Annotated in this window: 14 protein-coding genes; 2 read left to right on the forward strand and 12 right to left on the reverse strand. The window is 66.8% G+C overall.

Translation table 11 applies throughout. The annotated features are described in order from the left end of the window. Positions 1-100: 100 nt before the first annotated feature. Both PM1_RS20600 and PM1_RS20605 read right to left on the reverse strand, forming a co-directional pair. Complete coding sequence (locus tag PM1_RS20600; RefSeq protein WP_009621464.1) at positions 101-1030, reverse strand: electron transfer flavoprotein subunit alpha/FixB family protein; 930 nt, start codon at positions 1028-1030, stop codon at positions 101-103. Further along, positions 1030-1779 carry an electron transfer flavoprotein subunit beta/FixA family protein gene (locus tag PM1_RS20605; RefSeq protein ID WP_009621462.1) on the reverse strand — a complete coding sequence of 250 codons (750 nt, stop codon included), beginning with the start codon at positions 1777-1779 and terminating at the stop codon, positions 1030-1032. Before PM1_RS20605 ends, PM1_RS20600 begins: the two co-directional genes overlap by 1 nt. 346 nt (positions 1780-2125) lie before the next feature. Here PM1_RS20605 and PM1_RS20610 point away from each other — a divergent pair, with 346 nt between their 5' ends. Beyond that, positions 2126-3781 (forward strand): electron transfer flavoprotein-ubiquinone oxidoreductase, encoded by a 1656-nt coding sequence (locus PM1_RS20610; protein ID WP_024128791.1) that lies wholly within the window; start codon positions 2126-2128, stop codon positions 3779-3781. Positions 3782-4014: 233 nt separating this feature from the next. On the opposite strand, the gene PM1_RS20615 is transcribed toward PM1_RS20610, so the two are convergent. The 5 genes from PM1_RS20615 to PM1_RS20635 all read right to left on the reverse strand — a co-directional run bounded on the left by PM1_RS20615 (position 4015) and on the right by PM1_RS20635 (position 7858). After that, entirely contained in the window at positions 4015-4575 is a 561-nt protein-coding gene (locus tag PM1_RS20615; protein ID WP_009621458.1) for a DUF1285 domain-containing protein, read from the reverse strand. Continuing rightward, positions 4572-5183, reverse strand: coding sequence for a DUF4823 domain-containing protein (locus tag PM1_RS20620; protein WP_009621457.1), 612 nt, complete (start codon positions 5181-5183; stop codon positions 4572-4574). Before PM1_RS20620 ends, PM1_RS20615 begins: the two co-directional genes overlap by 4 nt. Before the next feature lie 64 nt (positions 5184-5247). Beyond that, positions 5248-6138: a radical SAM protein gene (locus PM1_RS20625; protein WP_009621455.1), complete on the reverse strand. Its 891-nt coding sequence runs from the start codon at positions 6136-6138 to the stop codon at positions 5248-5250. A 29-nt stretch (positions 6139-6167) separates the two neighbouring features. Further along, positions 6168-7136 (reverse strand): GTP 3',8-cyclase MoaA, encoded by a 969-nt coding sequence (locus PM1_RS20630; protein ID WP_009621453.1) that lies wholly within the window; start codon positions 7134-7136, stop codon positions 6168-6170. Between the two features lie 83 nt (positions 7137-7219). Beyond that, positions 7220-7858, reverse strand: coding sequence for a TetR/AcrR family transcriptional regulator (locus PM1_RS20635; protein ID WP_009621451.1), 639 nt, complete (start codon positions 7856-7858; stop codon positions 7220-7222). An 84-nt stretch (positions 7859-7942) separates the two neighbouring features. On the opposite strand from PM1_RS20635, the gene PM1_RS20640 reads away from it, so the two are divergent. Continuing rightward, positions 7943-9076: an aminotransferase class V-fold PLP-dependent enzyme gene (locus PM1_RS20640; protein WP_009621450.1), complete on the forward strand. Its 1134-nt coding sequence runs from the start codon at positions 7943-7945 to the stop codon at positions 9074-9076. A 973-nt stretch (positions 9077-10049) separates the two neighbouring features. Here PM1_RS20640 and PM1_RS20645 read toward each other — a convergent pair. The 5 genes from PM1_RS20645 to mltG all read right to left on the reverse strand — a co-directional run bounded on the left by PM1_RS20645 (position 10050) and on the right by mltG (position 14006). Then, positions 10050-10826, reverse strand: coding sequence for a TatD family hydrolase (locus PM1_RS20645; RefSeq protein ID WP_009621448.1), 777 nt, complete (start codon positions 10824-10826; stop codon positions 10050-10052). Between the two features lie 73 nt (positions 10827-10899). Next, the gene (locus PM1_RS20650) at positions 10900-11256 is read right to left on the reverse strand and encodes a PilZ domain-containing protein (RefSeq protein ID WP_009621447.1); all 357 of its coding nucleotides are present in this window, start codon (positions 11254-11256) and stop codon (positions 10900-10902) included. A 34-nt stretch (positions 11257-11290) separates the two neighbouring features. Beyond that, a complete protein-coding gene (locus PM1_RS20655; RefSeq protein ID WP_009621446.1) occupies positions 11291-12277 on the reverse strand; it encodes a DNA polymerase III subunit delta' in 987 nt (328 codons plus the stop codon). Further along, on the reverse strand, positions 12270-12902 hold the full coding sequence (gene tmk, locus PM1_RS20660; RefSeq protein ID WP_009621445.1) for a dTMP kinase: 633 nt from the start codon (positions 12900-12902) through the stop codon (positions 12270-12272). Before tmk ends, PM1_RS20655 begins: the two co-directional genes overlap by 8 nt. Before the next feature lie 21 nt (positions 12903-12923). After that, entirely contained in the window at positions 12924-14006 is a 1083-nt protein-coding gene (gene mltG / locus PM1_RS20665) for an endolytic transglycosylase MltG (protein WP_009621444.1), read from the reverse strand. Between the last annotated feature and the right edge of the window lie 4 nt (positions 14007-14010).

Below are 14010 nucleotides of genomic sequence, written 5' to 3' on the forward strand. Positions count from 1 at the left end.
GTGACCAATGGGTCATCCCCTGCGGCGAACACGGGAAACCAGGGGCCGGAAATGAAAGAACCCGCTCCTGGGAGCGGGTTCCTTCGTCAGCGGTTCAGGCTCAGACGGCCTTTTCCAGCTCCGGTACGAGCTCGAACAGATCGCCCACCAGGCCGTAGTCGGCGACCTGGAAGATCGGCGCCTCTTCGTCCTTGTTGATGGCCACGATGACTTTCGAGTCCTTCATGCCCGCCAGGTGCTGGATGGCACCGGAGATGCCCACGGCGATGTACAGCTGCGGGGCGACGATCTTGCCGGTCTGGCCGACCTGCATGTCGTTCGGCACGAAGCCGGCGTCGACCGCGGCGCGGGAAGCGCCCACCGCGGCGCCCAGCTTGTCGGCCAGGGCGTAGAGGATCTTGAAGTTGTCGCCGTTGCCCATGCCGCGGCCACCGGAGACCACGATCTTGGCGGCGGTCAGTTCCGGACGGTCGGACTTGGCCAGCTCTTCGCCGACGAAGGCGGACTTGCCGGCATCGGCCGGGCCGGATACCTGCTCGACGGCCGCCGAACCGCCTTCGGCGGCGACGGCGTCGAAGCCGGTGGTGCGCACGGTGATGACCTTGACCGGAGCCGAGGACTGCACGGTGGCGATGGCGTTGCCGGCGTAGATCGGGCGCTTGAAGGTGTCGGCGCTGACCACGTCGATGATCTCGGAGATCTGGTCGACGTCCAGCAGCGCGGCGACGCGCGGCAGGTAGTTCTTGCCGTTGGTGGTGGCGGCGGCCAGGATGTGGCTGTAGCCCTTGCCGAGTTCGGCCACCAGCGGAGCGACGTTCTCCGGCAGTTGGTGGGCGTAGGCGGCGTTGTCGGCGACCAGCACCTTGGCAACGCCCGCGATCTTGGCGGCGGCTTCGGCCACGGCGCCGACGTTCTGGCCGGCGACCAGCACGGCGACATCGCCACCGATCTTCTGCGCGGCAGCGACGGTGTTCAGGGTGGCAGCGCCCAGGACGCCGTTGTTGTGCTCAGCGATTACCAGGATAGCCATCAGATTACTTTCGCCTCGTTCTTCAGTTTCTCGACCAGTTCAGCCACGGACTTGACCTTGATGCCGGCGCTGCGGGCAGCCGGAGCTTCCACTTTCAGGGTCTTCACGGTGGAAGCGGTGGAAACGCCGAGGGCGTCCGGGGTCACCACGTCCAGCGGCTTCTTCTTCGCTTTCATGATGTTCGGCAGCGACGCGTAGCGCGGCTCGTTCAGGCGCAGGTCGGTGGTGACGATCGCCGGCAGGTTCAGCGCAACGGTCTGCAGGCCGCCGTCGATTTCACGGGTGACGTTGACCTTGTCGCCAGCCACTTCGACCTTGGAGGCGAAGGTGCCCTGGGCGTAGCCGGTCAGCGCGGCCAGCATCTGGCCGGTCTGGTTGTTGTCGCTGTCGATGGCCTGCTTGCCGAGGATGACCAGCTGCGGCTGCTCTTTGTCGACCACGGCCTTCAGGGCCTTGGCGATGGCCAGGGAATTCAGTTCTTCGTTGGTCTCGACCAGGATGGCGCGGTCGGCGCCCAGGGCCAGGGCGGTGCGCAGTTGTTCCTGGGCCGCGGTCGGGCCGACGGAGACGGCGACGATTTCAGTGGCGACGCCTTTTTCCTTCAGACGCACGGCCTCTTCCACGGCGATTTCGCAGAAGGGGTTCATGGACATTTTCACGTTGGCGAGATCGACGCCGGAGTTGTCCGCCTTGACGCGGACCTTGACGTTATAGTCAACCACTCGTTTGACAGCTACAAGAACCTTCATGGATTCCTCGTTTTTCTCCGGTGAATAGGAATGTCGCCAGACAGGCCTGGCCGGTAGTGCACGCCATCTGCGACTACATCCAGCGAGACCGCGACCGCAAAACCGTGGCTATCTTGACCGCATCGCCCTGTCGGGTCAATACGCGTGAATGCCCGTTCATAAGGCGCGGAAGCCGATTCTATCAGGCTTCCGCGCATTTCAAACAAACGTTTGTATTGCCCAAAACCGGGGGTATAACTATGCTGGGCCCTGTCGCTATAATTGCGCCCCGCTCTGTCCGGGGTAGCGCCCCCGGCCCCATACCAACAAATAGCCTGTAGAGCCTTGAGTTAGGAGAGATCGAGAAGTGGAACGCGAATACATGGAATTCGACGTCGTCATCGTCGGCGCCGGCCCTGCCGGTCTGTCCGCCGCATGCCGACTGAAGCAGAAGGCCGCCGACGCGGGTCAGGAAATCAGCGTCTGTGTGGTCGAGAAGGGTTCCGAAGTAGGCGCCCACATTCTCTCTGGCGCCGTGTTCGAGCCCCGCGCGCTGAACGAGCTGTTCCCCAACTGGAAGGAACTCGAAGCCCCGCTGAACACCCCGGTCAAGCGCGACGACATCTACGTCCTGAAGAACGACCAGGCCGCCACCAAGGTGCCGAACTTCTTCGTGCCCAAGACCATGCACAACGAGGGCAACTACATCATCTCCCTGGGCAACCTGTGCCGCTGGCTGGCCCAGCAGGCCGAAGGCCTGGGCGTCGAGATCTACCCGGGCTTCGCCGCCCAGGAAGCGCTGATCGACGAGAACGGCGTGGTCCGCGGCATCGTCACCGGCGACCTGGGCGTCGACCGTGAAGGCAATCCGAAAGAAGGGTACTACACCCCGGGTATGGAGCTGCGCGCCAAGTACACCCTGTTCGCCGAAGGCTGCCGTGGCCACATCGGCAAGCAACTGATCAGGAAGTACAAGCTCGACAGCGACGCCGACGCCCAGCACTACGGCATCGGCATCAAGGAAATCTGGGACATCGACCCGGCCAAGCACGACCAGGGCCTGGTGGTGCACACCGCCGGCTGGCCGCTGAACGACGACAACCCGGGCGGCTCCTTCCTCTATCACCTGGAGAACAACCAGGTGGTGGTCGGCCTGATCATCGACCTGTCCTACAGCAACCCGCACCTGTCGCCCTTCGACGAGTTCCAGCGCTACAAGCACCACCCGGTGATCAAGCAGTACCTCGAAGGCGGCAAGCGCGTGGCCTACGGCGCCCGCGCCATCTGCAAGGGCGGCCTGAACTCGCTGCCGAAGATGGTATTCCCCGGCGGCGCGCTGATCGGCTGCGACCTGGGCACCCTGAACTTCGCCAAGATCAAGGGCAGCCACACCGCCATGAAGTCCGGCATGCTGGCCGCCGAGGCCATCGCCGAAGCCCTGGCCGCCGGCCGTGAAGGCGGCGACGAGCTGAGCAATTACGTGGACGCCTTCAAGGCCAGTTGGCTGTACGACGAGCTGTTCCGCAGCCGCAACTTCGGCGCAGCCATCCACAAGTTCGGCGCCATCGGCGGCGGTGCCTTCAACTTCATCGACCAGAACTTCTTCGGCGGCAAGATTCCGCTCACCCTGCACGACACCACCCCGGACTACGCCTGCCTGAAGAAGGCCAGCGAAGCGCCGAAGATCGACTACCCGAAACCGGACGGCAAGCTGAGCTTCGACAAGCTCTCCTCGGTGTTCCTCTCCAACACCAACCACGAGGAAGACCAGCCGATCCACCTCAAGCTGACCGACCCGAGCGTGCCGATCGCCAAGAACCTGCCGCTCTACGACGAGCCCGCGCAGCGCTACTGCCCGGCCGGCGTGTACGAAGTGGTGAGCAACGACGACGGCAGCAAGCGCTTCCAGATCAACGCGCAGAACTGCGTGCACTGCAAGACCTGCGACATCAAGGACCCGGCGCAGAACATCACCTGGATCGCCCCGGAAGGCACCGGCGGGCCGAACTATCCCAATATGTAAGGCCCTCGCGTAGAAAGAACGCCGTTTCCCTCACAGGAAACGGCGTTTTTTTGTGCCTGTCGTAAGAGCAAACCTGGCGCAGCCGGCAAGACAGTTGCTGGACTGTAAGCGGGCCCTGCCCGCGAATCGCGCGCAGGGCGCGCTCCTACAAGGAGTACGGGCGCAGGGGCTTGAGGCCCCAACCGCTGTAGCGACACCTTCCGCGAACTACCGGCCGCTCCGGGACCCGCCGGTCACGGCTGCGGGCCGATGGCGAAGAACTCGCCGCCGCTCCACACGCCCAGCCATTCCTGGCCATCGATCAGCCGCGGCACGGCCAGTTCGACCAGTTGGTAGAAGACGTTGCGGTGGATCAGCGCCTCCAGGTTGCTGCGCACCAGCACGTAGGGCGCCGGCTCCTGGGTCTGCGGGTCGATGTCGACGCGGATCGGGTGTTCGGGGCCGGCGACGAACTCGTCCTCGACGTTGCTGGTGAAGCGCAGTCGCTGGGCCTCGCCCTGCCCTTCCACGCTCAGCGTCACGGCGACGAAAGGCGCGTCGTCGACGCGGATGCCGCACTTCTCCACCGGGGTGACCAGGAAGTAGTCGTCGCCATCGCGGCGGATGATGCTGGAGAACAGCTTGACCATCGGCTTGCGCCCGATGGGCGTGCCCAGGTAGTACCAGGTGCCGTCGCGGGCGATGCGCATGTCGATGTCGCCGCAGAACGGCGGGTTCCACAGGTGCACGGGCGGCAGGCCCTTGCCGGCGGGAATCTGCGCCAGCAGGTCGCCGGCCTTGCCTGTATCGGTCATTGGAACTCCTCGGTCGCCTTCACCCCCAGCAGGCTACGGGCGTAGTCTTCCAGCGGCGGCCCGATCAGGTCCTCGGGCCGGGCGTCGTAGAACGTCAGGAAACCGCCGCGGCTGCGGATGGTAGCGCTGTCCAGCAGGAAGCGGTTGCCGGTGTCGATCAGCATCACCTGGATCACGCTGCGGTCGCGTCCGACGTCATTGTCGGTGTCTTCGTACTCTTCCCAGTTTCCCACATTGTCCTCGCCACGGGCGAAGCGCGTGTACAGCAGGTAGTCGGCGCCGGCCGCCCGCGCCTCCTGCATGGCCTCGTCCAGACCCTCCGGGACCTTGGCCCGGCGCACCTGCGGGAAGTATTCGACGAAGCCCTTGAAGGCCTCCTCCGCCACCACGTTGGGCCGCGCGTAGGGATGCCCCGGCGGCACGAAGTGCCCCTGGGCGATGTAGATGAAGGAGTCCGGCTGCACCCGCCAGTTCCCCGTGCGGCGGGTGTGGCTGTGGTCGAGGAAGCCGGCGTCGCCCATGTAGTAGCCGGTGCGTTCGGCCATGTCGCTGGGCTTCATGCAGCCGGCCAGCGCAGCCAGGGCCAGGGTCAACAACAGGTAGCGCATTCGATCTCTCCGCGGCCGGCGTCGAAAAACCGGCGTTGGCCGGACGGATGCAGCTTCCGCGCCATCACAGGCCGCGCTGCCATTCCTGGCGCAGCTTCGCCTGCTGCGGCCGCTCGATGGCCTCGCGCACCTGGGCCAGCAGGCGCGGCTTGTCAGCGCCGAGCACACCCTTGAGCACAAGGTAGTTGGAGGCGTGGTCGCTGCGGAACACAGTGTCGCGCAACTCCAGGCCCTGCAGCAGGCGCTCGACCTCGGCGAACAGTTGGGCCTGGCCCAGCGGCTGGAAGTCGGGGAAGCCTTCGCGCAAGCGCTGCTCGCCGGTGGGGAAGCTGACCACCAGGGTGGAGAGGAACTCCGGCTGCGCGGCGTTCATCAGGCGCGCCGAGTTGTCCGCGTGCTGCTCGCTCAGGCCCTGGCCGCCGAGGCCGTTGAGGATCATCACCGAGCGCTTGATGCCGGCCTGGCCGAGCTTGTCCAGGGCATCGAGGGTCGAGGCGTAGGTCTCGCCCTTGTTCACCCGCGCCAACACCTCGTCGTCGCCGGACTCGGCGCCGACGTAGGCCATGCCCAGCCCGGCGTCGGCCAGTTCCTTCAGCTCCGCCACCGACTTCTTGCGCAGGTTGCGCGGCAGGCAGTAGCTGGACACCCGCCGCACCTCCGGCAGGTGCTCGCGGATCGCCCGCAGGACGTTCAGCAGGCGCCGCGTCGGCAGCACCAGGGCATCGCCGTCGGCGAGGAACACGCGCTGGACGATCAGGCGCTCGCCGCAGCGGCGGATCTCCTCCAGCACTTCGGCCTCGTCGCGGGCGCGGAATTTCTTCTGCGGCTGGGTGTACATCTCGCAGAAGCCGCACTGGTTCCAGGAGCAGCCGTTGGTCACCGGCAGGATCAGCGAATGCGCCTCGCTCGGCGGGCGGAACACCGGTTCGATATAGGAAATGGGGAAGTCGTGCATGGATCGCTTGGCTTGGGGAATGTCGGGTTTCAGCCGCCGATGATCTTCATCACCGTGACGCCGCCGGAGAAGGCCACTTCCTGCTTGTCCGCCAGGGCCTTCACCAGCAGCCGCTGCAGGGCCGGCAGGGCCTGGTGGCGCGGCTTGTCGAGCAGGTCGCCGACGTAGTGGCGGTTGCTGGAGGACAGGCAGCCGTGCAGCCAGCCGGTGGAGGACAGGCGCAGCCGCGAGCAGGTGCGGCAGAAGGGTACGCTTTCGTTGGCGATCACGCCGAAGAAGCCCTGCCCCGGCACTTCGTAGCGCAGCGCGGTGGCGTCCACCGGGGCGTCGGCCTGGACGTAGGGATGGCCGCGGCCGATCAGTTCGAGCAGCTCCGGCAGGCCGACGAACTGGCTGGCGAAGGCGTTGCCGTCGCGGGCCAGGTGGCCCATGCGCATCAGCTCGATGAAGCGCAGTTCGAAGCCGCGCGCCAGGCAGTAGTCCAGCAGCGGGACGACCTGGTCGAGGTTCTGCCCGCGCAGCGGCACCATGTTGACCTTGACCTTCATGCCCGCGGCGCTGGCCTCGTCCAGCCCCTTGAGCACCGTGGCCAGGTCGCCGCCACGGGCGATGCCGCGGAAGGCCGCGGCGTCCAGGGTGTCGAGGGAGACGTTCAGCCGGCGGATACCGCATTCCAGCAGCAGCGGCAGCTTGCGCGAAAGCAACTGGCCGTTGCTGGTCAGGCTGATGTCCTTCAGGCCCAGGCGGCTGACGCCATGCAGGAACTCGTCGAGCTTGGGGCTGACCAGGGGTTCGCCACCGGTGACGCGCAGGCGTTCGATACCGGCGGCCTCGATCAGGTAGGCCACGCCGCGCACCAGGCTCTGCGCGGACAGCTCGTCCTGCGCGGCGACCAGGCGCTTGCCGTCAGGCACGCAATAGGTGCAGGCGTAGTTGCAGGCGGCGGTAAGGCTGACGCGCAGGTTGCGGAAGCGCCTGCCCTGGCGGTCGACGATCATCGATCGACTCCGGCGGAGAGTGGTTCTGTCAGTATATCCCCGCCGGGCCGCGGCGGCGGCCCGAAAGCGCCGCCGGCATTGGCTCAGGCGGCAGGGGTGTCGCCGTCGCGCTTGCGCTTGTTGCCCATGCGCACGCCGATGTCCATGAGGAACTGGAAGAAGCCCTCCTGGTCCTCCAGCACCTCGCGCCAGAAGGGCGAGTGGTACAGCGCCACGGCGCCGTGCACCAGGGCCCAGGCCGCGCAGTAGTGGAAGTACGCGGGCACGTCCTCCAGCTTGCCGGCGGCGATGCGCTCCTTGATCAACTGGCTCAAGCGCTCGAAGTTGGATTCGCGGATCTTGTGCAGTTCCTCGACCATCTCCGGCACCTGGCTGTTCTTCACCACCTTCTCTTCCAGGCGGTCGAACAGGCGGTAGCGCTGCGGATCGCGCATGCGGAACTCGAAGTAGGCGCGCGACAGGCGTTCCTTGTCGCGGGCGACGTCCTCGGAGTGGAACAGCGCCGCCAGGTCGCGCTCGTAGTCGAGCATCAGGCGCAGGTAAATCTCCGCCTTCGACTTGAAGTGCTTGTAGATGGTGCCTTTGCCGATACCCACGGCATCGGCGATCATCTCGACCGTGACACTGTCTTCGCCCTGCTCAAGGAACAGCTTGAGGGCGGTGTCGAGGATCTCCTGTTCGCGACGACGGAATTCGCGAACCTTGCGTGGCTCTTTCTGCATAAAAAGACTGTTCGGTCAAAAATAGTCAAAATCCGGAGCCGCGTATTATGCCTATTCAGCGACAAAATGCACGGAACATCCGCCATGAATCCGCTTTCTTTCGAGTTTCCCCAGGAACCCGGCCTGCGCTACCTGAACCACGCCGCCGTGGCGCCCTGGCCCAAGCGTAGCGCCGACGCCGTCGCCGCCTTCGCCAGCGAGAACATCCGCCTGGGCGCGCGCGACTATCCGCAGTGGCTGCAGGTGGAGAATCGCCTGCGCCAACGCCTTGCGCAGCTGGTCGGCGCCGCCACCACGGGCGACGTCGCCCTGGTGAAGAATACGTCCGAAGCCCTTTCCTTCGTGGCCTTCGGACTCGACTGGCGCCCCGGCGACCAGGTGGTGATCAGCGACCAGGAATTCCCCTCCAACCGCGTCGTCTGGGAAGCCCTGAAGCCGCGCGGGGTGGAGATCATCCAGGTGAGCCTGGAAGGCGCCGATCCCGAGGCCGACCTGCTGGCCGCCTGCGGGCCGCGCACGCGCCTGCTGTCGATCAGCGCCGTGCAGTACGCCAGCGGCCTGCGCATGGACCTGGAGCGCCTCGGCGCCGGCTGCCGCCAGCGTGGCGTGCTGTTCTGCATCGACGCCATCCAGCAACTGGGCGCCCTGCCCTTCGACGCCCAGGCCTACGACTGCGCCTTCGCCATGGCCGACGGCCACAAGTGGATGCTCGGCCCCGAGGGCCTGGGGGTGTTCTACTGCCGCGCCGCCGAGCGCGACCTGCTGTCGTTGCAGGAATACGGCTGGCACATGCTGGAGAACGCCGGCAACTACAACCAGACTGATTGGCAGCCGGCGCGCAGCGCACGGCGCTTCGAATGCGGCAGCCCGAACATGCTCGGCGCCGTGGCCCTGGACGCCAGCCTGGGGCTGCTGGAGGAATTCGGCATGCCGGCGGTCGGCGCAGCCCTGGCCGAACGGGTACAGGCCTTGCAAGATGGCCTGCAACGCATCCCCGGAGCGCGCCTGCACAGCCCGCTGCAACCCGAGCGCCGGGCCGGCATCCTGACCTTCAGCCTCGACGGCTGGGACAACGCCCGCCTGCACGAGCGGCTGAAGGCCGAACAGGTAGTCTGCATCCAGCGCGGCGCCGGGGTGCGCTTCTCGCCGCACTTCTACACCCCGGAGAACGTGATAGAGGACACATTGGCCATCATCTCGGCCCTGGCCCGGGAATAAGCCGCAACCCGCGTGCCAGGGGGGCCTGGCCCCGGGGGCAGGCGGCAAATGGCGGGCCATGGGCGGAGCAGTATTCCAAATCCGTTTAAAAAACCGCCGGGCGGTTGTGGAAGCTCCGCCATCTTGGCCAATACTTCAACTTACTGGTGTGCGGCATCTCCCCCCAAGTGCCCCGCCAGTGAAGGTACCGAGGATCGCGTACCTTATTGTTACACTCCTAATGGTCTTGACCCGGATTCATCCCCCAGAACCCGGGTTTTTTTTATGTGCGTGAAATAATTGGGCTGTGCCTGCCCTTTCCTGCCTGTAGGCGCGAGCCTTGGCCCGCACTTCCATCCCCGTCATTTCTGCGAACGCGGGACGCGGCTCCATCGCGAACAGCGTGTGCGCTGGCCCGAAGGGGGATAACCCAGTGGCTTGGGGGCTTGGTGTAGCGCGCCGCACCGAGTGCTTGGATGTTTCTCGTTTCGCCCCCTCGGGCGAGTCCCTTTTGTCAATCGCCACAAAAGGAACCAAAAAGGCTTGCCCCGACATACGGGCCCGATGGAGCCGGGCTACCCTCGCGAACTCCCCCGCCACGGAGGCCCGCCCCGAGGGTACGTCCCTGTAGCCCATCGGGGCTCTCGCGACATCCATGTCGCATGACCTCCTGAGCGCCGGTTTCGTTCGGCCTTCTGAAGGGGCGTTCCGGTGCGCTCGGGTGTTTCTCTGGAAGTCCAAGAGCAAACGCGCTTTTGCTTTTCGTAGGAGCGAGCTTGCTCGCGAACCGCTCGTCACTGGATTCCCGCGTTCGCGGAAATGGCGGGGTGGAGGTAGGAGTATCAGGATGACTCCGAACTCCCTAGCAGCTCGGGACAGCCCCCTCTCCCGCTTGCGGGAGAGGGTTGGGGAGAGGGCGCTCTTAAACCCAACACCTACGCCCCCGGCAAACCCCATTCGCGAGCAAGCTCGCTCCTACAGGCCGGCGATCAGATCACGCCGCCAACGGGAACAACCGCTTGAAGTTCGCCGTAGTCTGCTCAGCCAACACCTCGAAGCTCACCCCACGCAACACCGCCAGGTACTCGGCCACTTCGCGCACGTACTCCGGCAGGTTCGGCTTGCCGCGGTGCGGTACCGGCGCCAGGTACGGCGAGTCGGTTTCCACCAGCAGGCGGTCGGCCGGTACCTGGCGGGCCACTTCGCGCAGGGCTTCGGCGTTGCGGAAGGTGACTATGCCCGACAGCGAGATGTAGAAGCCGATGTCCAGGGCCGCCTTGGCCATCTCCCAGTCCTCGGTGAAGCAGTGCAGCACGCCGGCCTGGGGCAGCGCCGCCTCGCGCAGCAGCGCCAGGGTGTCGGCGCGGGCCTCGCGGGTGTGGACGATGACCGGCTTGCCGGTGAGCTTCGCCGCCTCCAGGTGCAGGCGGAAGGCTTCCTGCTGCAGTTCGGCGGCTTCGGGTTCGTAGTGGTAGTCCAGGCCGGTCTCGCCGATGGCCACCACCCGCGGGTGGTTCAGTTCGGCCAGCAGCCAGTCCAGAGCCGGCGCGGCGCCGGGTTCCAGGTCCAGCGGGTGGACGCCCACCGAGCAGTGCACGTCGGCGTAGCGTTCGGCCAGGGCCTTGACCGCCCGGGCGTTGTCGGCGCTGACGCCGATGCAGAGGAACTGCCCGACGCCACGGGCGCGCGCGGCGTCCAGGGCGGCGTCCAGCGAACCGCCATGGGCCGCGAGGTCCAGGCGGTCGAGGTGGCAATGGGAATCGACCAGCATCGAATGGGTACTCCGGAAATGACGAAGCGCCCCTTCGGGCGCCTCCTGCGTTCGACGGTACGTCTGCCGCGGATTACATGGTGTGGGTCGGCCTGTCGGACTTCAGCGCCCCGGCCAGGTAGGTCTCTATCTTGTTGCGCGCGGTGTTGTCGCCGTCGTTGAACTGCACGCCGATGCCCGCGGCGCGGTTGCCCTGGGCGCCCTTGGGGGTGATCCAGACCACCTTGCCGGCCACCGGGATCTTCTCCGGCTCGTCCATCAGGTTGAGCAGCATGAAGACCTCGTCGCCCAGCTTGTAGGTCTTGTTGGTCGGGATGAACAGCCCGCCGTTGCGGATGAACGGCATGTACGCGGCATAGAGTACGGACTTGTCCTTGATGGTCAGGGACAGGATACCGTTACGCGGTCCCAGGTTCGGTGGCAAGCTCATTGGGCTGTCCTAGCGATGATCCGATTGGCCGATTCTAGCCCGGCCCCGGCAGGCTTGCCCACTGCGCGAGCAGGGCTTCGAGAAGCAGGGCACGGTTGAGGTTGGCCTTGTTCAGGACTTTCTGCCGGTGCTCCAGCAGCCAGTCCTGGATCGCCATGACCTTGGGCTGGGTGGACTTCTCCGCCAGGTACTGCACCACCTTGCGCATGTCCGCCAGGCCCAGCCCCGCCTCGTCGCGGGTCAGCTGGTAGCGCAGGATGCCCAGCGCCCAGTCGCAGAACCAGTCGAACAGCAGCGGCAGCGGCACGGCGTTCCAGCTTTCCGCCAGTTGGCCGGGGGCGATCTGCTGCTTGAGCAGCTTCTTCACTCCCTCCACCACCAGCGCGCGCTGTTCGCGCACGCCCTGGCCGTACAGGCGCTGGGCGGTCAGCGGCGAGCCGCCGGCCAGGACCAGCAGTTCGTCGAGCGCGGCGGCGTCCTCGCCGGGCAGCACGCTGGCCAGGTAGGCGCGGCTCTGCTCGGCGCTCGGCTGCGGGCAGGCCTGCTGCACGCAGCGGCTCTTGATGGTCGGCAGCAGGCGGCTGGGCTGGTGGCTGATCAGCAGCAGCACGGTGTCGCCGGAGGGCTCCTCCAGGCTCTTGAGCAGGGCGTTGGCGGAGTTGAGGTTCATCGCCTCGGCCGGCTCCAGCAGCACCACCTTGCGCCCGCCCAGCTGCGCGGTCTGCACCACGAAGTCCACCAGTTCGCGGACCTGGTCGACGCGGATGGGCTTCTCCGGCTCTTCAGGCTCCAGCAGGAAGAAATCCGGATGGGTGCCGGCGGCCAGCAACTGGCAACCCTTGCACTGGCCGCAGGCGCGGCCGCCGGCCGGGTGCTGGCAAAGCAGCAGGGCCACCAGGTTGTCGGCCAGGGCGCGCTTGCCGATGCCGGCCGGACCGTGCAGCAGGTAGGCGTGGGCATGCCGCGGGCGGCCACTGAGCTGCTGCCAGAGCGTGGCCTGCCAGGGGTAGATCTCAGCCATGCAGGCGCTCCAGCAGGTTCGGCAGCAGGGCCTCGATGTCGGCCTGTACGCGCGCCAGCGGCTGCGCGGCGTCGAGCACCTGGTAGCGTTGCGGCTCGGCGGCGGCGCGGCGCAGGTAGGTCTGGCGCACCGCCTCGAAGAATTCGCGGCCTTCCTGCTCGAAGCGGTCCAGGCGGCCGCGGGCGGCGGCGCGGGCCAGGCCGACTTCCACCGGCAGGTCGAAGACCAGCGTCAGGTCCGGGCGCAGGTCGCCCTGGACGAAGCGTTCCAGTTCGGCGATGCGCGACTCCGGCAGGCCGCGGCCACCGCCCTGGTAGGCGTAGGTGGCGTCGGTGAAGCGGTCGCAGAGCACCACCGCGCCACGGGCCAGGGCCGGGCGGATGACCTGGGCGAGGTGCTGGGCGCGGGCGGCGAACATCAGCAGCAGCTCGGTATCCACCGCCATCGGCTCGTCACTGGGGGCCAGCAGCAGCTCGCGGATGCGCTCGGCCAGCGGCGTGCCGCCGGGCTCGCGGGTCAGCTGCACTTCCACGCCGCGTTCGCGCAGGCGCTCGGCCAGGTACTCGCGGTTGGTGGTCTTGCCCGCGCCTTCGGGGCCTTCCAGGGTGACGAACAGGCCGCTCACTCGGCTCTCCTTCTGTCTGTGCTACTGCTGCGCCGGCGGTTGCCCGGGAGCTTCCGCCGGCGCCGGTGCGGGAATCGGTGCGGGGCTGGACCGGTAGTCCGCGCGCCGCTTCAGCTGGTATTCCTGCACCGCCTTGTTGTGGTCGTCGAGGTTGTCGGAAAACACGTGGCTGCCATCACCACGGGCGACGAAATACAGGCTCTGGCCATCGGCCGGATTGAGCGCGGCATGGATCGCCTCGCGCCCGGGCATGGCGATCGGCGTCGGCGGCAGGCCGGCGATCACGTAGGTGTTGTAGGGGGTGGGCTCGCGCAGGTCGGCGCGGCTGATCTTGCCGCTGTAGCGCTCGCCCATACCGTAGATCACGGTCGGGTCGGTCTGCAGCAGCATGTTCTTCTGCAGGCGGCGCACGAAGACCCCGGCGATCTGCGGGCGCTCCTGGGGCACGCCGGTTTCCTTCTCCACCAGCGATGCCATGATCAGCGCCTGGTACGGGTCCTTGTAGGGCAGGTCGCCGCTGCGGGCCTGCCACTCCTGGTCGAGGATGCGCTCCATGCGCTGGTAGGCCAGCTTGAGCAGGTCGATGTCGCGCATGCCGCGGACATAGCGGTAGGTGTCCGGGAAGAACTGCCCCTCGGGCACGACGCCGGACTTGCCCAGGCGCTTCATCACCTCTTCGTCGCTGAGGCCGGCCAGGGTGGCTTCCAGCTTGGGCTGGCGCGCCAGCAGTTCGCGGAACTGGTGGAAGGTCCAGCCCTCTACCAAGGTCAGGCTGTACTGCACCACGTCGCCTTCGCGCCACAGCTCCAGCAGGTCATCGCCGCTCATCCCCGGCTTGAGTCGGTATTCGCCGCTGTGCAGGGCCTGCCCGGCCAGGTTGAAGCGCCAGTACAGGCGCAGCCAGAAGGCGCCGTGCAGCACTTCCTCGTCCTGCAGGCGCGTCAGCAGCGCCCCCGGGGTGGCGCCGGAAGGGACGTCCAGCAGGCGTTCTTCGGTCAGCTGCAGCGGCTGCTGCAGGGCCCGGCGCTGCTCCCAGCCGGCCAGGCCGAGCAACAGCCCGGCCAACAGCAGGCCGCTTTCCAGCAGCACCAGCAATTTGCGCATCACA

Source organism: Pseudomonas sp. M1 (assembly GCF_022760135.1).
Taxonomy (GTDB): Bacteria; Pseudomonadota; Gammaproteobacteria; order Pseudomonadales; family Pseudomonadaceae; genus Pseudomonas; species Pseudomonas citronellolis.

Bases quoted from the DNA above. Each gene is read 5' to 3' on its own strand.
- PM1_RS20600 (WP_009621464.1), bottom strand. From the start codon at position 1,030: ATGGCTATCCTGGTAATCGCTGAGCACAACAACGGCGTCCTGGGCGCT.
- PM1_RS20605 (WP_009621462.1), bottom strand. From the start codon at position 1,779: ATGAAGGTTCTTGTAGCTGTCAAACGAGTGGTTGACTATAACGTCAAG.
- PM1_RS20615 (WP_009621458.1), bottom strand. From the start codon at position 4,575: ATGACCGATACAGGCAAGGCCGGCGACCTGCTGGCGCAGATTCCCGCC.
- PM1_RS20620 (WP_009621457.1), bottom strand. From the start codon at position 5,183: ATGCGCTACCTGTTGTTGACCCTGGCCCTGGCTGCGCTGGCCGGCTGC.
- PM1_RS20625 (WP_009621455.1), bottom strand. From the start codon at position 6,138: ATGCACGACTTCCCCATTTCCTATATCGAACCGGTGTTCCGCCCGCCG.
- PM1_RS20630 (WP_009621453.1), bottom strand. From the start codon at position 7,136: ATGATCGTCGACCGCCAGGGCAGGCGCTTCCGCAACCTGCGCGTCAGC.
- PM1_RS20635 (WP_009621451.1), bottom strand. From the start codon at position 7,858: ATGCAGAAAGAGCCACGCAAGGTTCGCGAATTCCGTCGTCGCGAACAG.
- PM1_RS20640 (WP_009621450.1), top strand. From the start codon at position 7,943: ATGAATCCGCTTTCTTTCGAGTTTCCCCAGGAACCCGGCCTGCGCTAC.
- PM1_RS20645 (WP_009621448.1), bottom strand. From the start codon at position 10,826: ATGCTGGTCGATTCCCATTGCCACCTCGACCGCCTGGACCTCGCGGCC.
- PM1_RS20650 (WP_009621447.1), bottom strand. From the start codon at position 11,256: ATGAGCTTGCCACCGAACCTGGGACCGCGTAACGGTATCCTGTCCCTG.
- PM1_RS20655 (WP_009621446.1), bottom strand. From the start codon at position 12,277: ATGGCTGAGATCTACCCCTGGCAGGCCACGCTCTGGCAGCAGCTCAGT.
- mltG (WP_009621444.1), bottom strand. From the start codon at position 14,006: ATGCGCAAATTGCTGGTGCTGCTGGAAAGCGGCCTGCTGTTGGCCGGG.